Source organism: Enterobacter cloacae complex sp. OE43NF, assembly GCF_023544405.1.
In the GTDB taxonomy this organism is placed as follows: Bacteria; Pseudomonadota; Gammaproteobacteria; order Enterobacterales; family Enterobacteriaceae; genus Enterobacter; species Enterobacter cloacae.
Window position 1 is genome coordinate 31,441 of record NZ_JAMJFW010000033.1, and the last position, 25,821, is coordinate 57,261.

The 25,821-nt window shown below is 49.5% G+C and carries 19 protein-coding genes and 2 pseudogenes; 12 read left to right on the top strand and 9 right to left on the bottom strand.

What is annotated here, in order from left to right:
- Positions 1-17: 17 nt before the first annotated feature.
- On the bottom strand, positions 18-557 hold the full coding sequence (locus tag M8370_RS15765; RefSeq protein WP_063252825.1) for a GNAT family N-acetyltransferase: 540 nt from the start codon (positions 555-557) through the stop codon (positions 18-20).
- Between the two features lie 148 nt (positions 558-705).
- On the opposite strand from M8370_RS15765, the gene M8370_RS15770 reads away from it, so the two are divergent.
- Positions 706-2,295, top strand: coding sequence for an STY4199 family HEPN domain-containing protein (locus M8370_RS15770; RefSeq protein ID WP_250021335.1), 1,590 nt, complete (start codon positions 706-708; stop codon positions 2,293-2,295).
- Positions 2,296-2,353: 58 nt separating this feature from the next.
- On the opposite strand, the gene M8370_RS15775 is transcribed toward M8370_RS15770, so the two are convergent.
- The 3 genes from M8370_RS15775 to M8370_RS15785 form a co-directional block, all read right to left on the bottom strand.
- The gene (locus tag M8370_RS15775; protein ID WP_013099199.1) at positions 2,354-4,003 is read right to left on the bottom strand and encodes an alpha,alpha-trehalase; all 1,650 of its coding nucleotides are present in this window, start codon (positions 4,001-4,003) and stop codon (positions 2,354-2,356) included.
- A gap of 183 nt (positions 4,004-4,186) precedes the next feature.
- The gene (gene gorA, locus M8370_RS15780) at positions 4,187-5,539 is read right to left on the bottom strand and encodes a glutathione-disulfide reductase (protein ID WP_020687710.1); all 1,353 of its coding nucleotides are present in this window, start codon (positions 5,537-5,539) and stop codon (positions 4,187-4,189) included.
- A gap of 71 nt (positions 5,540-5,610) precedes the next feature.
- On the bottom strand, positions 5,611-6,453 hold the full coding sequence (locus M8370_RS15785) for a 23S rRNA (adenine(2030)-N(6))-methyltransferase RlmJ (protein WP_029883697.1): 843 nt from the start codon (positions 6,451-6,453) through the stop codon (positions 5,611-5,613).
- Between the two features lie 213 nt (positions 6,454-6,666).
- Here M8370_RS15785 and prlC point away from each other — a divergent pair, with 213 nt between their 5' ends.
- Positions 6,667-8,709, top strand: a complete 2,043-nt coding sequence (gene prlC / locus M8370_RS15790; protein ID WP_250021337.1) for an oligopeptidase A — start codon at positions 6,667-6,669, stop codon at positions 8,707-8,709.
- A gap of 7 nt (positions 8,710-8,716) precedes the next feature.
- Positions 8,717-9,469, top strand: a complete 753-nt coding sequence (gene rsmJ / locus M8370_RS15795) for a 16S rRNA (guanine(1516)-N(2))-methyltransferase RsmJ (RefSeq protein ID WP_044159163.1) — start codon at positions 8,717-8,719, stop codon at positions 9,467-9,469.
- 91 nt (positions 9,470-9,560) lie between these two features.
- Here rsmJ and uspA read toward each other — a convergent pair whose 3' ends face one another.
- Positions 9,561-9,998 (bottom strand): universal stress protein UspA, encoded by a 438-nt coding sequence (gene uspA / locus M8370_RS15800; RefSeq protein ID WP_003861223.1) that lies wholly within the window; start codon positions 9,996-9,998, stop codon positions 9,561-9,563.
- Between the two features lie 282 nt (positions 9,999-10,280).
- Here uspA and uspB point away from each other — a divergent pair, with 282 nt between their 5' ends.
- Complete coding sequence (gene uspB, locus M8370_RS15805) at positions 10,281-10,616, top strand: universal stress protein UspB (protein ID WP_003861224.1); 336 nt, start codon at positions 10,281-10,283, stop codon at positions 10,614-10,616.
- A gap of 54 nt (positions 10,617-10,670) precedes the next feature.
- Here uspB and pitA read toward each other — a convergent pair whose 3' ends face one another.
- Complete coding sequence (gene pitA / locus M8370_RS15810; protein ID WP_013099193.1) at positions 10,671-12,170, bottom strand: inorganic phosphate transporter PitA; 1,500 nt, start codon at positions 12,168-12,170, stop codon at positions 10,671-10,673.
- 228 nt (positions 12,171-12,398) lie between these two features.
- Between pitA and M8370_RS15815 the strand changes: the two genes are divergently transcribed.
- The 8 genes and pseudogenes from M8370_RS15815 to M8370_RS15855 all read left to right on the top strand — a co-directional run bounded on the left by M8370_RS15815 (position 12,399) and on the right by M8370_RS15855 (position 23,721).
- On the top strand, positions 12,399-13,601 hold the full coding sequence (locus tag M8370_RS15815) for a BaiN/RdsA family NAD(P)/FAD-dependent oxidoreductase (RefSeq protein ID WP_250021339.1): 1,203 nt from the start codon (positions 12,399-12,401) through the stop codon (positions 13,599-13,601).
- A gap of 142 nt (positions 13,602-13,743) precedes the next feature.
- Positions 13,744-14,586, top strand: coding sequence for a TnsA endonuclease N-terminal domain-containing protein (locus tag M8370_RS15820; protein ID WP_250021341.1), 843 nt, complete (start codon positions 13,744-13,746; stop codon positions 14,584-14,586).
- On the top strand, positions 14,573-16,696 hold the full coding sequence (locus M8370_RS15825; RefSeq protein WP_250021343.1) for a TnsB C-terminal domain-containing protein: 2,124 nt from the start codon (positions 14,573-14,575) through the stop codon (positions 16,694-16,696). Before M8370_RS15820 ends, M8370_RS15825 begins: the two co-directional genes overlap by 14 nt.
- On the top strand, positions 16,696-18,144 hold the full coding sequence (locus M8370_RS15830) for an ATP-binding protein (RefSeq protein WP_001049180.1): 1,449 nt from the start codon (positions 16,696-16,698) through the stop codon (positions 18,142-18,144). The genes M8370_RS15825 and M8370_RS15830 overlap by 1 nt, the downstream gene beginning before the upstream one ends.
- A gap of 40 nt (positions 18,145-18,184) precedes the next feature.
- Positions 18,185-19,741: pseudogene (locus M8370_RS15835) on the top strand (TnsD family Tn7-like transposition protein).
- Between the two features lie 11 nt (positions 19,742-19,752).
- The gene (locus M8370_RS15845) at positions 19,753-20,679 is read left to right on the top strand and encodes a hypothetical protein (protein WP_250021347.1); all 927 of its coding nucleotides are present in this window, start codon (positions 19,753-19,755) and stop codon (positions 20,677-20,679) included.
- Between the two features lie 352 nt (positions 20,680-21,031).
- Positions 21,032-21,331: a helix-turn-helix domain-containing protein gene (locus M8370_RS15850; RefSeq protein ID WP_001097216.1), complete on the top strand. Its 300-nt coding sequence runs from the start codon at positions 21,032-21,034 to the stop codon at positions 21,329-21,331.
- 563 nt (positions 21,332-21,894) lie between these two features.
- Positions 21,895-23,721, top strand: a complete 1,827-nt coding sequence (locus M8370_RS15855; protein ID WP_001239419.1) for an AAA family ATPase — start codon at positions 21,895-21,897, stop codon at positions 23,719-23,721.
- A 168-nt stretch (positions 23,722-23,889) separates the two neighbouring features.
- Here M8370_RS15855 and copM read toward each other — a convergent pair whose 3' ends face one another.
- The 3 genes and pseudogenes from copM to silS form a co-directional block, all read right to left on the bottom strand.
- Positions 23,890-24,240: a CopM family metallochaperone gene (gene copM / locus M8370_RS15860; protein WP_000647571.1), complete on the bottom strand. Its 351-nt coding sequence runs from the start codon at positions 24,238-24,240 to the stop codon at positions 23,890-23,892.
- Between the two features lie 147 nt (positions 24,241-24,387).
- Complete coding sequence (silE, locus tag M8370_RS15865; RefSeq protein ID WP_000790485.1) at positions 24,388-24,819, bottom strand: silver-binding protein SilE; 432 nt, start codon at positions 24,817-24,819, stop codon at positions 24,388-24,390.
- A 244-nt stretch (positions 24,820-25,063) separates the two neighbouring features.
- A pseudogene (silS, locus tag M8370_RS15870) lies at positions 25,064-25,821 on the bottom strand (copper/silver sensor histidine kinase SilS); the annotation flags it as partial.

The window sequence follows — 25,821 nt, forward strand, 5'->3', positions numbered from 1 at the left end:
CGCCAAATGGCCGTTGCTCAGCTGATATTTTCCAGATAGTCGCGCTGTAATAAACCGAATAGCCAGTCATTATGCCAGCGGCCGCCAAGGTAATAACTCTCACGCAGCTCACCCTCCAGCCGGAAGCGGGCTTTTTCCAGCAGACGCCGGGAGGCGATATTCCCTGCCGTGACGGTGGCGGTGAGGCGGCGGATCCCCCCCTGGTGGAAGGCATAATCACAGAGTGCCTGCAGGGATTCAAAGCCGTAGCCTTTTCCCTGAGCCGAGGGAGCGAAAAGGAAACCGACTTCGGCGCAATCTGCTTCGTGGTGTTTGTAGCCGGTCACCCCCAGCGGAGTCTGGCTGGCGTTATCGCGAACCACGAGGCAGAGCCAGTGCATGCAGCCGGACGTCCATGGCGTCAGTCGGGAGTCGAAGGCCTCACGAATGTCCGCCACAGTGCGATCCTGCGCGACAAAGCGCATCACATCCGGGTCTTGCTGTAGCGCCAGAAAAAAGGGCCAGTCATCTTCCTGTAACGGCGAGCAGATAAGACGCGAGGTGGTTAGCTGAGGCATTCAGATTCTCCTGAAACAATATAAATGATTTTAGGACTGTCACTTTATTTCAACAGAAAGTCAGGTATGGTTAAGCGCGTATAAATAAAAAGAAAAACGGCCGTTCCGGGCCCCTTTTGGATGTCTTCGTGGTCTTTTAAGGAAAACAATGACGCTCAGCACATCACACCATAACCGCGAACAGTTTGAACACTGTCTGGCGGTCATTCGTCAGGCCTCTGTGGAAATATTGCTTCTCCTGAATGTACATGTTTCTGAGGGAAAAGATCCACGCTGGTTTCTGGAGCAGCTGGATAGCGCCCGTTTAGGCCTGGGCGGATGGGGGGCCGTGGCGAAGAAGCTCAACCTGAACGATGCCGAGATGTCAGAATTTACCCTGCAACTGCGCCTGTTGCAGCAGCGCGTACCGCAGTATGAAAGCGGGCAGGATGTCAGTGAAAATCAGCTTATTGCGGCAATGCGGTTTGTCACCGCGCTGGAACATCTTCGTCTGCAACAGCCTCTTCTCACCTACAGTACCGAGCTGGCGCCGGGCAGCGATCTTGAACAGCAGCAGGCGCACAAGCAGGTGCGTGCAATTGAACTGATGATTAAAGGGCTTATCCAGCAGGCGTGGCCCGATCAGGTCCGTCTGAACAACCACCTGAAGACCCTGTTTAACGCTGACCGCGTGCGGCGCTGGCTGAAGCTTGGCGACATCAACGATGTGCTAAGCGGCATGATGTTCAGCGAGCTGGCCCAGATGCTGGTGGATAAAAAAGAGTACAGCCGCTACTACGCGTCGCTGTTCAGCGATCCGTCCATGCTGACGCTGCTGGTGGAGCCGCGCAAAACGCTGCAAACCTTCCTTGATGACATCCGCCAGATCCGCAACAGCCTTACCGTTCAGAAAGCGTTAACCTCGGCGCAAACCCAGCTACTCGACAACTACTACACCCAAATCACCCGGCCCGTTCAGCGTGCGTTTGAAGAGGGGCGAACCCGCGTCAACCCGGCCGGGATAATGGCGGTGGATGCCAGCGAACTGCACGCTTTCTGGGAAAAAGCACAGAAAAGGGATCGGGTCACCGGCGGGGATCTATTTGAAGTACGTGACACCATCGAAAAACCGACCCAGCGCGCCCCGCGCACGCCAGAACAACGCGAGCAGCTCATCTCCGGCGTGTTATGGGGCGCAGTGGGCGTGATGGTCATTGCGATTGTTGTGGGAGGATTCTGGCTGGTGACCAGCAGCTCGCCAGCAGAGACTGCTGTGGCCGCCACCGAAACGCCTGCGCCGCAGGAGATGCGGGAAACGCCCTCCTCGCGGGAGACGCTGACGCGCATGGGCATCACCTGGGACGAGAATAATTTCCGCTCGGCCATCAACCGCAACGACACCCGCATCGCGCAGCTCTTTTTGCAGGGTGGAATGGACTGGAAGCTGTCATGGACCGAAGAGGCGATGTCATCCAACCATGACGACGTGCTGGAGCTGATGTTGCGCTACCGACAGCACATGGTGGAAGAGAAGCCGTGCCGCCGGTTTATCAATACGCTCACCCATGCCATGGCGAATGGCGAATCGCTGACATCCCTGCGTAAACAGTACCTGAAAGCGTTTTGTACCGTCCCGGCCGTGGTGAAACGCCAGCAGCACGATTTGGATATGGCAACGCGCCGCGCCGAGTCACAGCCGAATGCCAGCACAAAAAAATGGCAGGCTATTCAGTCTGCCATTTATGAGGTGATCCGCTGATCGTAACGCCCTCTCCCGGTGGGAGAGGGCGGGGTGAGGGCACCAGACCGCACCCCACTCAAGGCTCCCCATACAACCCAATCAACCGCCGTACCACGCCATTCGTCCAGCCAAAGCCATCCTGCAATGGATACTCACCGCCGCCCCCTTCGCGTGGGGTACTGCTGGCGATGTGATACTTCTCAATCAGCTTATGGTGAGTCTTATAAAAATGATTCACCGTATGCAGCCAGCTCCAGGCGATCTCATCGCCCAGTGAGTCGTTGCCGTACTGCTTGAAGCCCTGAATGGCCATCCATTGCAGCGGTGCCCAGCCATTGGGTTTATCCCACTGCTCACCGGTTTCGTACTCGGTCGCCAGGATACCGCCCGGGGTGAGCAGACGTGATTTAACCGCATCAGACAAGCGTTCTGCCTGCTCATGGGTCGCCATTCCGACATACAGCGGCACAATGCTCGCCGCAGAGAACAGCGCCATATTTTCCCGACGCCAGTCGTAATCGCGGTAGCAGCCATTCTCTTCATCCCACAGGTAGCGGTTCACCGCTGCCCGGCGATCGCTGGCTTTCTGGCGGAACAGGTCAGCCGTCTCCTTATCTCCTTTCGACGCTGAGATATTGGCGATAGCGCTTTCCAGCTTGAACAGGAAGGCGTTCAGGTCGATAGGGATAAACTGCGTGGTGCGAATGCTGGCCAGTCGGCCCGGTTCGCGCAGCCAGCGGGAGGAGTAATCCCAGCCGGAGGCCGCCCCTGCACGCAGATCGCGATACACCTCATTGGGTGGTCGACCGGAATGGCGGGCCGTCTCCACGTCCTCAATCCACGATTCGTCGCGCGGGGTGTCACGGTCATCCCAGTAGCGGTTCAGCAATGAGCCATCCGGCATACGCACCGCGCTGCGATAGGCCTGATTCAGCAGCAGCGACTCCGCGCCGTCCATCCAGAAGGCGTGCTCCATTTTGAGGTGCTCAAGGTAGCGCTTCGCACCGCGCACCCCGTCCTCTTCAAACAGCTCCACCATCAGGGCAAAGACCGGCGGCTGGGAGCGGCTGAGGTAGTAGGTTCGGTTGCCGTTCGGGATATGGCCGTAACGCTCGATCAGCCACGCGAAGTTATCCGCCATACACTTCAGCAGATCGTTACGGCCGCTCTCGGCCAGCCCCAGCATCGAGAAGTAGGAATCCCAGTAGTAGGTCTCACTGAATCGTCCGCCGGGGACGATATAGGCCTGCGGCAGGGCCAGCAGTGAAGACCAGGGGATATGGTCCTGCGGCTCGCGCGTCAGCACGGGCCACAGGCTGTCGATATGCTCTTTAAGCGACAGCCCCGGGTCGGACACATACTCCGTGCTATAGGTCTCGGGCAGCCAGAAGTGATTCTCCACGAACTGGCGCAGGTCGAAATCCCGGTGGCGTCGCACCTTACGATAGCGGATCAAAATATCCAGCGGATCCATCTTCGGCGCGCAGTCGGGAAAGGTTTTGCTATCCGCAAACAGCCTTGTTGACTGCACATGTTCGAACAGCTCAAGGTAACGGTCAGCGGGGGTCAGGGCATCAGAGGCGGGTAGCCCCTCGATCATTTCTGGCTCCGGCTCCGCCTCAATCATCTCATCCAGTTTCAACTCGCAGGGATCGGTCTCGTAGCGCAGCTCTTCTGCGATCTCGAACGCGATGTTCTCGTTAGCCTGTAGTTTCTGGTTGAACATAATGATAAGGACCTCCGGTTAGGTGTTCTTGAAGACAGGTTTATCCGGGCGTCTTATAAGCGTAGACATTCGCTTCGGTAGATGGGGAGGAATATGTGCGGTAGATCACTCTTTTCGGAGCATTCGTTTTGCAACGATTTGTGAATGTAAAAAAGAATGCCCCTCAGTGGAGGGGCATCAGCACTAGCGCATAGTCACAAACTCTTCGGCCGCGGTCGGGTGGATCGCCACGGTGTTATCGAAGTCTTTCTTCGTCGCGCCCATCTTCAGCGCCACTGCAAAGCCCTGCAGGATCTCATCCATGCCAAAGCCAATGCCGTGGATACCGACAATCTTCTCTTCCGGGCCCACGCAGACCAGCTTCATGCGGCACGGCTGACGGTGCGAGGTGACGGCGGTATACATTGCGGTAAACGCAGATTTATACACTTTCACCTGATCGTCGCCATACTGCTCGCGCGCCTGCGGCTCGGTTAAACCGACGGTGCCGATAGGCGGGTGGCTGAAGACCACGGTCGGGATGTTGCTGTAATCCAGGTGCTCGTCCGGCTTGTTGTTGAACAGACGTTCGGAAAGGCGACGCCCCGCCGCAACGGCCACCGGGGTCAGTTCAACGGCACCGGTGTTATCGCCCACCGCGTAAATGCCCGGTACGCTGGTGTTCTGGAATTTATCGACGACGATATAGCCTTTTTCATCGGTTTTCACGCCGGTTACGGCCAGGTTGAAGTTGTCATTCGCCGGTTCACGGCCAATCGCCCAGATCAGGCAGTCGACGGTCTGGCTGCGGCCATCTTCCAGCTCCAGGGTCAGGCTGCCGTCTGCATTTTTAATCACCGCTTTTGGCACGGCGTTGGTATGCAGGGTTGGACCTTCGGTGTTCATCACTTCTACTAAGGTGTCGACGATCAGCGGATCAAAGCTGCGCAGCGGCGCATGTTTACGCACGAACAGGTGCGCTTCAGCGCCCAGACCGTTAATCACACCGGCCAGCTCGACCGCGATATAACCCGCGCCCACCACCGCAACGCGCTCTGGCAGGGCTGGCAGCTCGAAGAAACCGTCAGAGTCGATGCCGTATTCGGCACCCGGGATGTTCGGGTGGCTCGGACGGCCGCCGGTAGCGATCAGGATATGATCGGCAGTGATCGTCTCCCCGTTCACTTCGATCGTTTTCGCGTCCACAAAGCGGGCGAAGCCGTGGATCACATCTACGTTGTTCTTACCCAGCACGTTATCGTACGAGGTGTGAATGCGGTCGATGTAGGCGGTACGGCTGGCGATCAGCTTCTCCCAGTCGAAGTGGTTGATCGTGGTGTCAAAGCCGTAATCCGGGCCATACATATGGATGGCTTCACGGATTTGCGCCGCATGCCACATCACCTTTTTCGGTACACAACCCACGTTGACGCAGGTGCCGCCCAGCGCTTTGGCTTCAATCAGCGCACACTTTTGGCCATACATGGCCGCACGGTTGATGGAGGCGATGCCGCCGCTACCGCCGCCGATTGCGATGTAGTCATAATGCTTAGTCATAGCTTTTATCCTTAATCGTGAATTGCCGCGATTGTATACCTGAAATCAATAGTTTCCACCGATGGCTGCGATTATTCTGGCACAATCCAGCTGACGGTGGCGTGACCTGTCCCGGCAGGTACCAGCGTTTTATGCAGCCACGGCAGAACGTTGTTCATCTGCGCTTCGAGCTTCCATGGCGGGTTAATGACAATCATGCCGGAGGCGGTCATGCCGCGCTGGTCGCTGTCCGGACGGACGGCCAGCTCAATCTGCAGGATTTTGCGGATGCCGGTCGCTTCCAGGTCTTTGATCATGCGCTTGATCTGCGCGCGCAGAACCACCGGGTACCACAGGGCGTAGGTGCCGGTCGCAAAACGTTTGTAACCTTCGTTAATGCCGGTGACCACCGCCTGATAGTCGGTTTTGATTTCGTATGGCGGGTCTATCAGCACCAGGCCGCGACGGGAGACCGGCGGCAGTTTGGCTTTCAGCTGCAGGTAGCCATCGGCTTTGTCCACGCGGGCGCGGCTGTCTTTCTGAAACTCAGAACGCAGCAGCGGGAAATCGCTTGGGTGCAGCTCGGTCAACTGCAGGCTGTCCTGCTCACGCAGCAGCTGACGGGCAATCAATGGCGAGCCCGGGTAGTAGCGCAACTGGCCGTTGCGGTTGAAATGATTCACCACACCAATGTACGGTTCCAGTTCGGCAGGCAGATCGTCCTGCTGCCAGATACGGGCGATCCCTTCCAGATATTCACCGGTACGCTCGGCGTGTTCGCCGCTCAGCTGATAGCGGCCCGCGCCCGCGTGGGTGTCCAGATAAAGAAACGGCTTCTCTTTCTCTTTGAGTGATTCGATGATCAGGCTCTGAACGGTGTGTTTGAGGACGTCGGCGTGGTTGCCTGCGTGAAAGCTGTGGCGATAACTGAGCATGGATGAATGTGTTCCGGGTAGTCAACGTAGGCCCGATAAGCGTAGCGCCATCGGGCAAAAATAGAGCGTATCGCCACAGTATACAGAAAAGTTTCCACGGCCGCGAAAGCGCAACGCCCGGCATTGAAATCCTCTACACTTAACCCCATTACTGAACCATATGCACAGCGCCGGATGCGCGCTTCATTCATCAAATTCAACAGGACAGCGTTTATGACCAATCCATTACTGACGCCTTTTTCGTTGCCACCGTTTTCTAAAATCCTCCCTGAGCATGTGGTTCCAGCCGTTACGCAAGCGCTGGACAACTGCCGCGCGGCGGTAGAAAGCGTGGTCGCGCAGGGCGCGCCGTACACCTGGGAAAATCTGTGTCAGCCGCTGGCCGAAGTGGATGACGTGCTGGGGCGTATCTTCTCCCCGGTAAGCCACCTCAACTCGGTAAAAAACAGCCCGGAGCTGCGTGAAGCCTACGAACAAACCCTGCCGCTGCTCTCCGAGTACAGCACCTGGGTCGGCCAGCACGAAGGGCTCTACAAGGCCTATCGCGATCTGCGCGACGGCGACCACTATGCTGAACTGAACACCGCGCAGAAAAAATCCGTCGATAACGCCCTGCGTGATTTCGAGCTTTCCGGGATTGGCCTGCCAAAAGAGAAGCAGGTTCGCTACGGCAAAATCGCGGCGCGCCTGTCTGAGCTGGGTAACCAGTACAGCAACAACGTGCTCGACGCCACCATGGGCTGGACGAAGCTGATTACCGACGAAGCAGAGCTGGCGGGTATGCCGGAAAGCGCACTGGCGGCGGCAAAAGCCCAGGCCGAAGCGAAAGAGCAAGAAGGTTTCCTGTTAACGCTGGATATCCCAAGCTATCTGCCGGTGATGACCTACTGCGACAACCAGGCATTGCGTGAAGAGATGTACCGCGCCTACAGCACCCGCGCCTCCGATCAGGGGCCGAATGCCGGTAAGTGGGATAACAGCCCGGTGATGGCGGAAATCCTCGCCCTGCGTCACGAGCTGGCACAGCTGCTGGGCTTTGACAGCTACGCGGACAAATCCCTCGCCACCAAAATGGCCGAGAACCCGCAGCAGGTGCTCGATTTCCTGACCGATCTGGCGAAACGCGCCCGTCCTCAGGGTGAAAAAGAGCTGGCCCAGCTGCGCGCCTTCGCCAAAGCGGAGTTCGGCGTGGATGAGCTGCAGCCGTGGGACATCGCGTATTACAGCGAAAAACAGAAGCAGCACCTCTACAGCATCAGCGACGAGCAGCTGCGCCCGTACTTCCCGGAAAACAAAGCCGTTAACGGCCTGTTCGAAGTGGTGAAACGCATCTACGGCATCACCGCCAAAGAGCGTACTGATATCGACGTCTGGCACCCGGACGTGCGCTTCTTCGAGCTGTATGACGAGAAAAACGAACTGCGCGGCAGCTTCTACCTCGATCTCTACGCGCGTGAGAACAAGCGCGGCGGGGCGTGGATGGATGACTGCGTTGGCCAGATGCGTAAAGCCGACGGTTCCCTGCAAAAGCCTGTCGCTTACCTGACCTGTAATTTCAACCGCCCTGTCAACGGCAAGCCGGCGCTGTTCACCCACGACGAAGTGATCACCCTGTTCCATGAGTTCGGTCACGGTCTGCACCATATGCTGACCCGCATCGAAACCGCAGGCGTGGCCGGTATTAGCGGTGTGCCGTGGGATGCGGTCGAGCTGCCGAGCCAGTTTATGGAAAACTGGTGCTGGGAGCCGGACGCACTGGCGTTTATCTCCGGCCACTACGAAACCGGCGAACCGCTGCCGAAAGAACTGCTGGATAAAATGCTGGCAGCCAAGAACTACCAGGCGGCAATGTTTATTCTGCGCCAGCTGGAGTTCGGCCTGTTCGACTTCCGCCTGCACGCCGAGTTTAGCCCGGAGCAGGGGGCAAAAATCCTCGAAACCCTGGCTGAGATTAAAAAGCAGGTCGCGGTTATTCCAGGGCCAACCTGGGGTCGCTTCCCGCACGCGTTCAGCCACATCTTCGCGGGCGGCTATGCGGCAGGTTATTACAGCTACCTGTGGGCCGATGTCCTGGCGGCGGATGCTTTCTCTCGCTTTGAAGAAGAGGGGATTTTTAACCGTGAAACCGGTCAGTCGTTCCTCGATAACATCCTGACCCGCGGCGGCTCAGAAGAGCCGATGGAGCTGTTCAAACGCTTCCGTGGCCGCGAGCCGCAGCTGGATGCGATGCTTGAGCATTACGGGATCAAAGGCTGATTGCTACGTGAAGATCTGCTTAGTGGATGAAACAGGCGCCGGAGACGGCGCCTTATCTGTTCTGGCCGCCCGTTGGGGGCTGGAGCACGATGATGACAACCTCATGGCGCTGGTGATGACGCCAGAGCATCTCGAATTACGTAAACGCGACGAACCGAAACTCGGCGGGATTTTTGTCGATTTTGTCGGGGGCGCGATGGCGCACCGGCGCAAGTTTGGCGGCGGACGCGGTGAGGCTGTTGCCAAAGCCGTCGGCATCAAAGGGAGCTATCTTCCGGATGTGGTGGATGCCACGGCGGGGCTGGGGCGCGATGCGTTTGTGCTGGCGTCTGTCGGCTGCCGCGTGCGGATGCTGGAGCGCAACCCGGTGGTGGCCGCGTTGTTGGATGACGGCCTGACTCGTGGTTACGCGGACCCGGAAATCGGCCCGTGGTTGCAGGAACGTTTACAGCTGATCCACGCCTCCAGCCTGACGGCGTTGACCGATATCACCCCGCGCCCGCAGGTGGTCTATCTCGATCCGATGTTCCCGCATAAGCAGAAAAGCGCGCTGGTGAAAAAAGAGATGCGGGTGTTTCAGTCGCTGGTGGGGCCGGATCTGGATGCGGACGGCCTGCTTGAGCCTGCCCGTCAGCTTGCAACGAAGCGGGTGGTGGTGAAACGCCCGGATTACGCGCCGCCGCTGGCGGACGTTGCGACGACCAACGCGGTGACCACCAAAGGGCACCGGTTTGATATTTATTCGGGTACGCCGGAATAAAAAAGCCGGGTGGCGGCTTCGCCTTACCCGGCCTACGTTCAGTGCCATTTGTAGGCCCGGTAAGCGTTAGCGCCACCGGGCTTTTTTGCACTTACTCGTCTTCTTCGTCACGCAGCGGAACAATCAGCATATCCACGTGAACGGTATTGATCAGCTGACGCGCTGAGGACATCAGCTTGCTCCAGAAGTCCTGGTGATGACCGCAAACCACCAGGTCCATATCATATTTCTTAATCGCATCGACCAGCACCTGGCCCAGATCGCCGCTACCGCTTAAGGTTTCAGTGATCGGGTAACCTGCGTTGGTGGACAGCTCGCTCAGGGCGTGGTGTGTCTCTTCGGAGATGCGTTTTTGCATATCGCCGAGATTCACGTCGATCAGACCGGTGTAAAGGTCGGAGTAATTCACATCAACGTGAATCAGCGAAACTTTCGCGTTGTAAGGGCGTGCCATGGATACTGCTTTATCAACCAGCACTTTGCTCTCCGGGGAGAGGTCTACCGCGATGAGAATGTGTTTGTAAGCCATAGTGTTACTCCTTCCTTAAGTTATCGATGACTAAACAGAAAGCCGTCGTCTGATGCTTTCATTACGGCCCAGTTAAACATATTTTTCAAGCTTTGGTGTTGATAACGATTAACCTTGTGGCAAAAAAATTAACGGATCTCCTACACTATTTAATGAACCGTTCGGATATTAAAACGCGAACCGGATCGACTTTTGGTCATTCTTTCACTGAACTGTCTGTCAGGGCATTGGGGTGCGGTAGCTCAGAAGCCTTGCTTCGTGGGCGGACGCCGGGGAGGATGTATGATTAGCACCGTCGCATTGTTTTGGGCGTTATGCGTAGTTTGCATAGTGAATATGGCGCGCTACTTCTCATCGTTACGTGCGCTGTTAGTGGTACTTCGTGGTTGCGATCCGTTGCTTTATCAGTATGTGGACGGTGGAGGGTTCTTCACCTCGCATGGACAGCCCAGCAAACAGATGCGCCTGGTCGGGTATATCTACTACCAGCGCTACCGGGATCATCACGATGAAGAGTTTATCCGCCGCTGCGAGCGCCTGCGTCGCCAGTTCATTTTGACCAGCGCCCTGTGTGGCCTGGTCGTCGTCAGTATGATTGCCTTAATGATTTGGCACTGAGCATAAAAAAAGCGGGTCAGTTTCCTGACCCGCTTTTTTGTCGCCTTCAGCCAATTAAATCAGCTTCAGCGCAATCCAGTACAACCCACCCGAGAGCAGGATAGACGCCGGAAGCGTAAACACCCAGGCCATCAGAATGTTGGTCACGGTTTTGCGTTGCAGACCGCCGCCATCAACAATCATGGTACCTGCCACGGACGAAGAGAGTACGTGGGTGGTGGAGACCGGCATTCCGGTGTAGCTTGCCAGACCGATAGAGACCGCCGCCGTCATCTGCGCGGACATGCCCTGCGCATAGGTCATGCCTTTCTTACCGATCTTCTCGCCGATGGTGGTTGCCACACGACGCCAGCCAATCATCGTACCGATACCCAGTGCCAGCGCGACAGCCATGATGATCCAGATTGGCGCGTACTCAATGGTGTTGAGCATATCGCTTTTCAGTTTCTTCAGCAGACGCTTGTCGTCAGCATTCACGTCTGGCAGCTTCGCGACTTTGTCGGTCACGTCAGAGATGCAGAGCATAATGCGACGCAGCTGACCACGCTGTTCAACGGCCAGTTTGTCGTAGCTTTCGATATCGCCCAGCATGCCTTTTGCACGTTCCAGCGCGTTAATCGCGTTTGCCGGGTGGCAGTGGAACTCGCCCGGCGCGGTGGTCGCACCCGCTTCAGGCGACGGGATCAACTGGTCAACGCCGGTCGCTTTTTTCAGCAGTTCAGGGTGCTGCTGGAAATAGGTTTCAACGTTATTGACCGCATCACGGGTACGGGTGATTTCATAACCGGAGGCATTCATGTTAACCACGAAGCCCGCCGGTGCAACGCCAATCAGAACCAGCATCACCAGACCGATGCCTTTCTGCCCGTCGTTCGCGCCGTGAGAGAAGGCCACGCCGATGGCGGAAATGATCAGGGCGATACGCGTCCAGAATGGTGGCTTTTTCTTGCCGTCTTTCTTCTCACGCTCTGCTGGCGTCAGGTGGATACGCGCACGTTTTTTCGTGTTGCTCCAGTAGCGACGCAGGATGAAAATCAATCCACCCGCAACCACCAGACCGACGATAGGGGAGATGATCAGAGAACCGAAAATACCCAGTACTTTAGGCAGGTTAAGCGCATCAACAACCGAGGTACCGGTCATCAGGGCGTTGGTTAACCCGATACCGATAATGGCACCGATGAGGGTGTGAGAACTGGATGCAGGCAGGCCGAAATACCAGGTACCGAGGTTCCAGATAATTGCAGCAAGCAGCATTGAGAACACCATAGCGAGGCCATGGCCAGAACTTACGTTAAGCAGCAGATCCGTTGGCAGCATATGCACAATGGCATACGCAACGCTCAGTCCGCCCAGAAGGACACCAAAAAAGTTAAATACCGCCGCCATAACGACCGCCAGTTGCGATCGCATTGCGCGAGTGTAGATAACCGTTGCTACTGCGTTTGCAGTGTCGTGGAAGCCGTTGATCGCTTCGTAAAACAGTACAAAAACCAGAGCAAGCAATAATAAAAGCCCGGTATGTAAATCCAGGCCGGCAAACAAATGTAGCATAGGACGTTACGCCATTTTGAGGACATGAACGCGGCGCATTATCCAGGACAAATGCGCGGCGGGCAAAGTGAAATATAGACTTTTTTTGACATACCACCTGATTTGGGAAAAGTGCCTGAAAGGATATTCTTTAAATTTCAATGAAATGGCTTTGTAATATCTTTTTACGCTGGTGTGACCACAGAGGAAACTTTACAATCCGCGGCAGTGAACAAAGAGGGTTTTGACGTGGAAAGGTTTGATGCCGTGGTAATTGGCGCCGGTGCGGCGGGTATGTTTTGTGCGGCGATGGCCGGACAGGCGGGTCGTCGCGTGCTGCTGCTGGATAACGGTAAAAAGCCTGGGCGCAAGATCCTGATGTCTGGCGGCGGGCGCTGCAACTTTACGAACCTGTATGTCGAACCTGCGGCCTATCTGAGCCAGAACCGCCATTTTTGTAAATCTGCGCTGGCGCGTTATACCCAGTGGGATTTTATCGATCTTGTGGGTAAGCACGGTATCGCGTGGCATGAGAAGACCTTGGGACAGCTGTTCTGCGACGACTCCGCGCAGCAGATTGTCGATATGCTGGTGGCCGAGTGCGAGAAGGGCGGCGTGGTAATGCGCCTGCGTACAGAGGTGCTGGACGTATCCCGCGACGAGCAGGGCTATACGCTGCAGCTCAACGGCGAAAGCGTCAGCGCCGATAACCTGGTCATTGCCAGCGGCGGTCTGTCGATGCCGGGGCTGGGCGCCTCGCCGTTCGGCTACAAAATTGCCGAGCAGTTTGGCCTGAAGGTGCTGCCAACGCGTGCGGGACTGGTTCCTTTTACTCTGCACAAACCGCTTCTGGAACAGCTTCAGACGCTTTCTGGCGTTTCTGTTCCTTCCGTTATTACCGCCGAAGACGGAACGGTGTTCCGCGAAAACCTCCTCTTTACCCACCGCGGCCTCTCCGGCCCGGCGGTGCTGCAAATCTCCAGCTACTGGCAGCCGGGCGAGTTCGTCACGGTTAACCTGCTGCCGGAGTGCGATCTGGATGCGTTCCTCAATGAACAGCGTGCGGCGCACCCGAATCAGAGCCTGAAAAATACCCTGGCGATGCAGTTGCCGAAGCGTCTGGTGGAGTGTTTGCAGGGGTTAGGGCAGATCCCGGATGTTTCCCTTAAGCAGCTTAACAGCCGCGAGCAGGAGACGCTGGTAGAGACCCTGACAAACTGGTGCGTGCAGCCCAACGGCACCGAAGGCTACCGCACGGCGGAGGTCACGCTGGGCGGTGTCGACACGAATGAGCTCTCCTCGCGCACGATGGAGGCACGCAACGTGCCGGGCCTCTACTTCATCGGTGAAGTTATGGATGTGACCGGCTGGCTCGGCGGGTATAACTTCCAGTGGGCGTGGGCCAGTGCCTGGGCGTGTGCGCAGGCGCTGGCCGATGTCCGAGGACAATAAAGTTGTACACAAAGCACTAAAGTTGTAACCATTCTCAAAAAACGACGCTAATGTTGTATACTTACTGAATGTGTGGTTATAGGGTTGGAGACTATAAAATGCACATATAGGTACGTATCAATGTCGTTTTTAGGGTACGATCATGGCTAGGGGTAGGCGTCTCAAATCCTATTTGGATTATGAAAATGCGCTAGGTGACGGCATAGGAGTGGGCTATGGCCAAAGTTATCAGCCCTGGCTTAGAGCTCAGGACGTTAAATCCCGTGGAAACCGTTCGATAGTCTTTGGCCTTAAGACGTTTCGAAACCATCATCTCCTTTCTTCTGTCGAAAGTAACTTTTTCTATCTGGCTGAGTTTAATGACTCGGTGATTGATATCCGGGAACAATTCCCACTCTTTCCTCTCCGGCTTACCCAACAAATAGCAAATCATCTACATTTTCAACATCCTATGGTGAGGGGAGTAAGAGGAGTACCTGTCGAAGTTCTGAATGTTATGACAACCGATTTTTTACTGACCTTGAGAACTCCTGAAGGCGGACTTCGATACAAAGCTATAGCAGTAAAACATAACGAGAGCATACCTGAACGCGAAGCCCAAAAACTTGAAATAGAGAGGATGTTTTGGCAGTTGATTGATGTTGAGTTTCAAATTTATGTTGGCTCGGAACTCAATAACGTCGTCGGTAAAAACATTTGCTGGGCTACTTCTGTATTAAGAGATGGTTCTGAAATTTATGATAAATATCCTCTTGATAAAATCCTATGGAAGCTTAAACCAGATGTTTATCCCATAGTAGGACTACGTGCAATGATTTCATCAATCTTTGGGGTAGACGCACAAGAAGCGATGATGTTATTGCAGGCAATGATTGGATTAAAAATGATAAATGTTGATTTATCATATCCAATACTCGAAACCGGTCTGATAAAGATAATTTCCAATGACCACTATATAGGACTGAACGCAAATGGATATTATTAGGAATTCAGTCTGGCTCTCTCAAGGCACTGATTTGCTTGCAGAGGGACTTTACCGTGTTTTGGATTTTGACAGAAAGGTCGATTTGTTAATTTTGTTTAAAATAAAATCAGAAAGAACGGGTAAGCCAATCCCTTTCTCATTTTCAATGTTTAAATATTATATTGAATCAAATAGCATAACTTGTAAAGATTATATATATCCTTCATATATGTTAGTAGATGAGAAAGAATTAACAGATAAAGACAGAGGAAGGCGAGATGAAAATTACAATATCATTAAAGATCTTGTAGATGACAGAATGTTTCTGTTCGACTATGCATTACATAAAAAGTCGCACCTTTTAATGGATTACTCAAGAAATAAAAAAATATCACAATATACTATCAGAACGCTTCTGGCGTTGTATTGGCGACATGGGCAGGATATTTATGCATTGCTACCCGCATTCTCGAACTGTGGCGCCGCTGGGAAAAGTAGAATCAAACATGAAATTAAACTTGGGAATTCCAAAAAAAACAGAGCATTACCTAATGAACGATCACGTGTTTTCATTCTTAATGAAAGAGATATAAATAATATTAGAAAATCTCTCATTACGTATCATTATAAAGTTAACGGAGATACGATAAAGAAAACATTAGAGAGACATATTGATTTGTATTTTAGGGATGAAATTAAAACAGCAAACCTAGAAAATAGAGCTCCATATGTTCCTTCTTTAAAACAATTTTCATACTGGAATAAAAAACTCTTCACTAAAGATTTCTCGATAAATAAGAAGAACACGAAAAAAGAAATAGACCTCAAAATGCGGGCGCTTTTAGGTAGTGTGGCTAATACAACTGTTTTGCCGGGTGATGTTTTCGAAATAGACTCAACTGTCGCTGATGTACATCTTATTTCGAGTTTAAACAGACGAAAAGTCATTGGGCGTCCTACTATTTATACAGTGGTGGATCGTGCAACAAGAATGATTGTTGGCCTTCATGTTTCTTTATACCATGCTTCATGGCGAGCCGCCCGACAAGCGTTAGCAAATTGCTTTATGCCAAAAAAAGAATATTGTAGATTATTTGGAATCTCTATTACTGATGATGATTGGCCTTGTTCTCACATTCCATTAACATTGATGTGTGACAACGGGGAGATGATTGGTCTTAAACCTCAGGAAGAGATGACCCCCCTGACAAAACTTGAGTTTGCGCCAGTCGGTAGAGGCGACAGAAAAAGCATTGTTGAACGCTGTTTCGGCATTCTGAATGATGAGGTTATTCATAGGCTTATTGGAACAACACGAAGGGGAAAGATTGTTAAAGGAGAGCCAACACCGCAATCCAGGGCTTGTTTAACGATTCAGGAGGTCACGTCTTTACTGATTCGGGAGATACTTGCACATAATCAGAGAACGTATGAGGAACTGGCTTATATCAATCCCTTACTGATTGAAAATGATCTCGTAATATCACCAAAAAATAGTTGGATGATAAGCTTAAAGCACGGGAGATTCAGCGCAAGAGCCGTTGGGGCCGACGAAGTGATCGCACGATTGTTAATCCCTGTGAACGCTAACATTACCGCCGATGGGATTCAGTACAATAATCTTTTTTATGAATGTGATCCTGAAATTGCATCAGGTGTCAGAGTATTTGGAAGAACCACTTGTGAAGCAAGAATAGATGACAATTGCGTAGATTATATATATGTAAGATTTGACAAAAATAGCATTTTCAAAAAACATTACCTACTTAAGAAAAGAGATGTATTTAAAGGGAAAGCTCATCTTGATACAGATGTAATGGCTGATTGGGTAGATACTCAAAAAGAAATTAATTTATTTACTCTGGATTCGCTCAGCAATATCAATAATAAAGATGAATTTAACAGGAAAGGTAACGAAAGATTAAATGAAATATACGAATCTCGCCGGGTACATGGTAAAGATATTAAAAAGAACAGGAAAAATGAACTTGATTCATTAGGGCGAACTCATGTTGCTAATGGAAGATCTGAACCCCTACTTCCTTCATCCAGTAATGTTCTGCTTTTGCCTGGCCGGGAGGAGAAACAAAGATGGTTAAAAGGTAAGAAGAAGACTGAGGACGCAGAATAATGAATCTTATACGGCGCGTTTCAGCGATATATAAAGAACAGGAGTTACCTGAGTATCGTGGCAATCCCTTAATTGAAGCACTTCCTGAAGCGCTTACGGAAGATGAAGTACTTCTGGAAATGAGTTATTTCCCCGAAATTGACGAAAAAATCCGCTGGACTGCCCCGGCGAATGTTAGAGAGCAGTATGTCGAACGTATAAAGAAATTCCGTTGCCCTCAAACCAATCTTATCCAGGCTTATAAGATGATCTTACGGGCACTTAGGGAAAGCTATGCAGCTCGTAATCCTTTAAAAAGCGGAACAATTCAATATCTTCATTACTATGGAAATGAGCGTCCTGATATTGAGCCAGAAAGTGGATATTTTAAATCCCAGGCTGAAACTATTACGATAGTTGGAATGAGTGGTTCTGGAAAAACTACCATGATTGAGCAAGTCATGGATCATTTCCCTCAGATTATAGAACACAGCAGCTATAAAGGAGTTTTTCCCGGCTTCAGTAAGCAAATTGTATGGGTAAAGATTAATTGTCCATACAATTCAAGTGTGAGAGACCTTTGTGAAGAGATTTTACAAAAATTAGATGATGCAATTGGTATTGAACGAACTACACCTGAGATTAGAAATGGTGCTCTGGCTCGCCAGATTGCACAAAGAATTAAATCATCATTTTTGGGTATCCTTGTTATTGATGAAATGCAGAGGCTTAAATTTTCAAGAACCGGGGGTGAGAGTAAGTTGATTGATTTTTTACATGAAATTGTAGATTCCATGGGGGTATCTATGGTTTTTTGTGGAAATCATCCTTTTGACGAGACGCTGACAAAGAAAATGAGAATTGCCAGGCGGGCAGAGTCTGGTGGTTACATGAAAATTAAGAATGTTAGATACGATTCACAAGACTGGCAATCGTTTATTCATTATTTATGGCCATTACAATGGACAAATGTTGAAACTCCATTAAATGATGAGTTAAACGAAAAATTATTCATTTTATCTAAAGGCAATATTGGATTGGCTCAGATGATTTATCGGGGGGCACAATTAAAGGTTATCGGTAGCGGCAATGAAATCATCACTGGCGCAGTCTTGTCGGCCTCTGTACCGGTACTCGTGAGTCATACGGAGGAATATAAGGATACTCCACTCCCGGGGGCCGCGACTGAAGATGAGGAAGCTAAATGGCTCTCTGCATCTAATGAGGGTGATGCTTCGGCTAAAATCATGGCAGAGAAGTCCCTAAAGTCTTTGATCCCTGGGGATATAGACAGGCCACAGCACAAGGAATTCGTAGGAAAAATAGACGAGGTTTTGCGCAATTTCGACGAGAAAATACTGTCTCTTGACCACGATCTTGTTATCAACAGAACAGCTGAAAAGAAAAATACCTACGATGCTCTTCAGCGTTGCGGGCTTATAAATATAGATCCACTTAATAAATTGTAATGAGGTAACAGTTCGTAACGGTCAAAGAGAGGTGTGGGAAATGAGAATGTTGCCTGTTTTGCCTGATGAATCCTTGTTCAGCCGGTTTTGTCGGACAACTACCGTGTACGGTATGTCCCCATCTTCTCTGTTAACGATCATTTTCAACAAACCTGATATGAACGTCCATCCAATTCTCAATTCAGGATTAAAGGCTATTTCTCTTCATACATCCGAAAGTGCAGATCAGCTCTGGCATGAACAGACTTTACTCCCTCTTTTTGCCTGGGCACTACCAATCAGTCGTAATGAAATTATGGATTTCAACACGACCCCTGCCAGGCTTAATCGATTGTGCCGCCTTAGTAATTTTTCACTAGGGCAGCGCACACTATTGAAGTTTTGCCCGGTTTGCGCTCGTGAAGATACTTTTCATTATGGTGTTACTTATTGGCATCTGGCGCATCAGCTTCATGGGGTTACAACCTGCCATCGGCATCCGGTAGCGCTTGAAAGCATCCATGTCCCTTCTTCACCGCACATACGTATTGGACTGATGCCTCCTGTTTCGTATACAGAACAACTTAGCAATGAGATAGACTTCGATTTTGCTAAGTTTTGTTATGAGTCCCTAAATATAATCAGAAGAAAAGATATTACACACCCCAATTACATGGATGTACTTAAAAAGTTGAATTTATTATCATTGGATGGAAATTTAAAGAAAAATGTATTCTACGCACATGTTTATGCTAAGTGCCAGTTATTTGGGGAGGGTTCATCGGGACTTATACCAACATCCCTAACTGATTATCATTACTGGGAGCCTATACTCAAAGACAAATGTTGTCAGCATCCCACAAAGCATCTTTTGCTTTGTTATTGTTTGTTAAATACTTGCTGGCCAACGTATGCAGGAAGTCGTACTAATAAAAAGAAAGAAATCTTTAAAAGTCATAAGAAATACAGTTTTCATATAGTTGAAAATAATACTAGTGTTAGCAACCTTGGGAAGGAATTTAGTCGCAGCAGATGTTACATTAAAACACTTATTTATAAAAAATACCTGAGGGCGTTTAAGCGAAACACATAAATTAATATATTCACTGAATTGCTTATCAAGTCTATGGCTGTAAGGGGGTTTAGTCTGGCATCCATAGCTGAGAAAAACTCATTATCGGAAGGAGCTGTATCCTCTGTAATTTCATCTTGTTACGGTTTATGCTCATGGCGTAAAAAATGTAAAAAAGATTCTTTAAGACGGCGTCATAAGCAGAAAATATTAAGATTTATACATAATCAATCCGTTTCTATAACACGAAAGTTAGTCAAAGAAAGTTGTTATGCAAGTTTCTATTGGCTAAATAAACATGAATGTGACTGGCTTAATTCCTGTCTTCCTAAAACAATACGATGCTATAAAAATAAAAGAGTAGACTGGAGCGAGAGAGATATTATCTCATCATCATTAATAAATGATGTTTTATCTCAGGGGCAGTACTCGATGTCACTTACAAGTCTAGATGCTTTACTGGGAGGGCATGGCTGGCTTTTGAAATACAGAGATAAACTACCAATGACAATGATACTTCTCAGAAAAATGGAACTAATTAAATAAGAGGGAGTTATATGGTTTACGAAAATGAATTGTGGCACAGTTTTCTTCTGCGTTCACAGATAATGTATAACTTATCCAATTGCAGGAACATAATATCAAAGCATGGCGCACTAAGGTACGATGCCTTTCCTCGTTTCGAACTGATTGATATGTACAAATTGCATAGCTTGCAGGATATATATGACATTCTTGCCACTAGAAATGGTTATATACTAACTTCCAATATAGTGTCGTTATCTTCTGGTGTTTACGGGTATTTTAACGCTGTTGAAGATGCCTGTCGGAAAAATTTTCACATAACTAATTCATATCCATTGGTAAACATCTCAAACATTCGTTACTGTCACAAATGTATTGTTGAAGATATACACTCTAAAGGCATTGGTTATCTGCGTCATAGATGTTTGTTTGAATCTAAATGTGCAGTTCATAGTACCAGTTTATATGAGGTTTGTTTTGATAACTATTTGAATGCAGTGAAAGGACTTAGTGACTTAATTATAAGTGGAATAAATCCTCATGGTTATTGTTCCCTTGTGGTTGACGTTTCAAACCCTTTCAAAAATCCAGTGTATATATTACCATGTGCACGTAATAAAATTTTAAAATGGATTTCGGACAATAAAAATATGCTGATTTACTTTCTCTTTGATCTCTTCAAATGTAAGTCGCATTCAAGTTTATCTAAGGTTATCGAAGTCAAGATAATGCATGATAGATATATTTCTGCGGTGTTCAAGATGTTAAGTGAAGTTAATTTTTGTAATTTCAACTCATTTATTTCTGATATTTTTGAGGACGTAAGTTATGCCTCTATCGGACTTGATGATTATTCTGTTAATGTGCATTTTCTCAGGCTAAGGGCTGCAGATTGTAAATTTTGCCAGTTGAATGGTAAATATTTTTGCTCACTTTACAATGTAAAACTTCTTCGCTAATTTCACTTCATTTATAAAATACTAAGAAAGCTAGTTAGATAAGGTTTTATATTTTGACTGGGGCAGGAATAAATTATCACTCATAGAGTTTCCCTGGGGGTTACCACCTGTGTATGATGCCGGTTAGCAACAACGTCTAAAAGACCTGCGATCACGTGGGTCCCTCTCCAGCAAAGGGGCAAGGGGTGCTATATAACGGTGTACTGCTTACCCAATACGGCCTTGTATTTGAAAGATGCCGCATCTTGGCAGGATTCGTATTACAGCCTATAGTCTGTTAATGAGCATTACAGCCTATATGCTGTAAATCCCTGCGTTATGCTTGTTAACTCGTCGATACGGAAGGTCACTTATGAACACTCAATACGCTTTGAAGACTTTGAATCAGTTACGTCCTGTTTTAATCGGCTTTCGCAAAGCCAATGGACTGACGCAAAAAGATGTTTCTGAACGTTTGGGTATAACACAGCAAACTTATGCCCGACTAGAGGCCAACCCTGCAAGTGCGGGTTTTGAGCGTTTGTTTAGGGTGTTCAGCGTCCTTGGAGTGGAGATCGTACTTTCATCCAGGGAACCATTGTCAGATGCAAAGCCCGAATACGGAGCTATGCACAATTATTCTTCACTTCCAGCCAGGCGGGAGAAATGGTGACGCCTGGCGCTTCCCGGTCTAATTTTTCTTCAACAAGATTAACCCCTTAGCGGCCTGAAGTATCAGGTTGCGATAGAGCCTTTCATTTCTTCTGTTATGTTAAATACACCATTTTGAGCTATTTCGCTCGGCCTTAAATTATCTCTTCATTCTTCAGTGAAAATTTTATGTCGATCACATTATCGATGAATTTAGGAAATAATCCGTAAATGAAAATCTATCTTCTTTTAAATTCATCAGTGTCAGTAGCAAATATTACGCATAAAAGAATGGTTATTATTATCATTTAAATTATAAAGCTCATGAGTCAATTCCAAAAAATATAATAAGCATTGAAATCATTACCCGTGATTCTGGAGTTTTAACTTTGCCATGTAACCAACCACAAGTTAGTTTCCGGTGTTTTGAGGGGCAGTAAAGTTCTGAAAGCGCGACCAGATCATAATCCCGAAATGTCGTTAAGATATTCTGAATAACGGTTATCCCTGCTTGTTGGCAGGCATTTGAAAATATATTTTGTATTCAGGTTGCAGCAAAACGCTTTCTTACACACAGGACTTCATATGCGGCTCAGAAAATTAAAACTGAAAAACTTCAGAGGCTACAGAAACTCTACTGAAATCATTATTGATGAAAGCATGACGGGTATTGTCGGTCGTAATGACTTTGGGAAATCAACGCTTCTGGAAGCGCTGGCTATTTTTTTTGAAACAGAAGGAATGAAGGCTGACAAGAATGACATGAACTGTTTCAGCCTAAGAGAAGGGGACGGCCGTTTTGAAATAGCCTGTGAATTTGATGACCTGCCCGATTTTATCATGATCGACGACAGGGTGCAGACCACGCTCGCCTCAGAACATCTGCTGAATGAGGACGGCAATTTTGAAATCGTCAAAACGTTTAAAGCAACGACCTCAGGAAAACCGGAGCAGACCTGCATCCGCTGCATCCACCCGGATGAGGAGCCCCTGAGAAATTTACTGGGCATGAAAATTTCTGAGCTCAAGGCGGTGGGAAAAGAAGTTGAAAAAAATGTGGCGGATAAACGCACTGCATCGTTATGGCGTCAGGCCATCAGGGAAGCCGCAGCCCCCTATACCTGTTCGGAAATTATGCTGGATGTCGATAAAGAGTTCGGAACCGACACAAAATCATTATGGGGTAAGATCCTCGATTTGCTGCCCACGTATGCGATTTTCAAAGCCGACAGGGAAAGCAGCGACGGGGATTCCGAAGCTAAAAACCCCTTACAGCAGGCCGTAAAAGACGCTCAGGCTGCGCTGCAGGACAAAATTACAGCGCTGGAAAATGAGATTCAGGACAGCGTCCTGGATGTCGCACAGAGAACGCTGGATAAATTACGTGAAATGGCCCCCGAACTCGCCAGTGAACTGACTCCACGATTTAAGGAGAAACCCAAGTGGACCTTCAATTTCACCCTGGACGGGGAAAATGGCATCCCCATCAATAAGCGCGGCAGCGGGATAAGGAGGCTTATCCTGTTGAATTTTTTTCGGGCTGAGGCTGAAAAGAATGTCGCGGGGACGCCCAGAAATGTGATTTATGCCATAGAGGAGCCTGAAACGTCACAGCATCCGAACTATCAGATGATGCTGATGAAAGCGTTACTGGCACTGGCAGGCCAGCCGCACCGTCAGATTATCGTCACCACCCATGTCCCGGCGCTGGCCGGATTAATCCCTGTCGAAGGCGTACGTTATGTTACCCGAAATGAGGCGGGTGAACCCGTAGTAAAAATGCCGGATGACGCAGTGCTGAAGGAAGCCACTGAAAGCCTGGGGGTGCTGCCAGAGACCGGTATGGAAAGGGCGCAGGGGATTGTTCTGGTAGAGGGAAAGTCGGATGTTACTTTCCTGAGGCATGCGGCCAGTTCATTAAAACAGTCAGGTGCGCTGCCAGCCTCTCTGGAGGACGTGAAAATAGTGCCAGTCCTCATAGGAGGGTGTGGTAGCGTCAAACACTGGGTTACATTGAATCTGGCCAAAGATCTGGGGCTTCCCTGGTGCGTATTTCTGGACTCCGATATTGGGGGAGACCCTGCACAGGTTCTGTCCATCCAGAAGCGTAAAAAAGAAGTAGAGGAGGCCGGTAAGGTATTTTTCGCTACGCGCAAACGTGAGATAGAAAACTATCTGTGCCCGGATCTTATCGAGGAAATTACTGGTGTAGCCGTCACGTTTACGGACACCTGTGACGCTAAAAAAATAATCGGCCGGGCTGTGGGAATGAAACCCGATAATGTACTAGATAAATTCTGGCCTCAGATGACATCAGAAAGAATCATCTCAAGATCAACCTATCATGACGGAACGCAGGAGAGAAGCGAGCTGGTTGAGATCCTGAGCGACATTGTATCCATGACGAGATAATGTATTAAATAAGCATCTCAGGTGCATATATTCCGGTCCTCAACAAAGGACCGGAGTACAGAGTAGTAAAAACCCGAAATTAATCGGGTTTGAATTATATAAAGATTAACCGACTCCCGCGCCCAGGAACGATGTAAAATCACGCTTGTCGTGACATTTCTACAATGTTTACTTTTGACTATCAAGCCATTTATTCATCTGCTCAATTTCACCTTTTTGAGCTTTAATGATGTCCTGCGCGAGCTTTCTCATTTTCGGATCTTTTCCGTATTTGAGCTCGGTCTCAGCCATTGCTATTGCCCCTTCATGGTGCGCTACCATGCCTTTCGCAAAAGCCTTGTCGGGATCGGACTCATTTACGGCAGCCATCATTTTGTCATGCATGTCTTTCATGCCAGCCATATATTCCTGTGACGAAGCCGAGGTAGACATATCAGTCATTTTCATTTCTGAATGTTCTGCTGAAATCGCTGGCAGGGATAACATTAATACTGCAAATAAAGTGTTTCTGGCTTTCATAAAAAATATCCTTTTAGCGTTGATGCCCGTTAACTGTAGCAGAATCTGATAAAAATGCCCCCTGTAGGGGGCAAAGATGTTGCCATATATCCGGTTACGGAAAAATCTATCAAGGAAATAAGGACAGCACAGATACTTCCCTCGCCGTCAGCCTGCACTGAGCATGCGACGATGCGCTTCGGCCATGGCCTGATGTGGGCCAGACTGACCGTTATTCATAAATTCATGGGCAACTGCAGCTCTTTCATGCTCATTCATTGCCGCTAATGACTTCGACGGCCCGGTAGGGGAAACGGTCTGACTTCCCATCATCCTCTGATGACTTTCCACCATTTTCTGGTGCGCATCCGCCGACCCGTTCGTCATGGTTTCATGAGCAATAATGGCCTGTTCATGCTGGTCCATACCGGCCATACGAGGTGCAGTCCCCTGGATCCCGACAGGAGCCGCAGCAGACTGCATCTGGTGAGCAGGTGCCTGTGCATTGTTGACCCGCTCATGGATATTCACGGTTTCAGTGGCCCAGGCCGAAGAAATTAAGCCAAAGCCCAGCAAGGATGCTAATACGATATTTTTCATGATAACTCTCCATTTCTTAATTAGTGATGTCCGGGGGAGTACAACCGGTGTTTTCAGTTCCATAACTGAAACAGGTTCGGAAGTGTTTATTTCTCCGGGAGGGGACTGGATATTCATTTCCTGGCGTCCACTGACGCCGGATATTGATAAAGCAATCCAGCCTTCCTGATAAGTTGCACTAATTATATCGAATGGCTTCTGTTTGCTGCATGACAGGCTAATGACATCTTTGTCATTTAAATCTTTATTCCCAGCACTGGGTGTCCGGAATCATTTTCTCCAGTCTGGGCACGGATAAGATAAAACGCGTTGAGTGTACGTCCGATTCCACCTGCACTCTTCCGTGATGTGCTTCCACGATTGACTTCACAATCGCAAGGCCGATGCCGCTGCCTTCTCCTTTTCGTTGTCTGGACGGATCCACCCGATAAAAACGGTCAAACAACCTTGATAAATGCTCTTCAGGGATTGGTTTCCCCGGATTTTCAATCACAAGGTCAAAAAAGCTCTCCTGCTCTCTTATTGAGACGGTGATTGCCTGTCCCTCCGGGGTATAACGCAGGGCATTGGATAACAGATTATTGATCGCCCTTCTGAACATTTGTGGATCTCCCTCAACCAGGCAGGGCATCCCGTTAAATTTGAGCGTGATATTGCGTTCTTCGGCCCAGGCTTCGAAAAACTCGAAGACTTTCATGACTTCCGCTCTGAGGTCAAACATGACCCTGTCAGGTATCAGCTGATTATTATCTGCCTGTGCCAGGAACAGCATATCGCTGACCATTTTGGTCATCCGGTTATACTCTTCAAGACTGGAATAGAGGACATCCTCAAGTTCCCTCTGTGTTCGATCCTGACTCAGTGCGATTTCAGTCTGCGTCACCAGATTGGTGATGGGCGTTCTGATCTCATGCGCGATATCGGCAGAGAAATTGGCCTGGCGGGTAAAGACATCCTCAATCTTTCCAATCATATGATTGAACGAGATAACCAGTTGCTCCA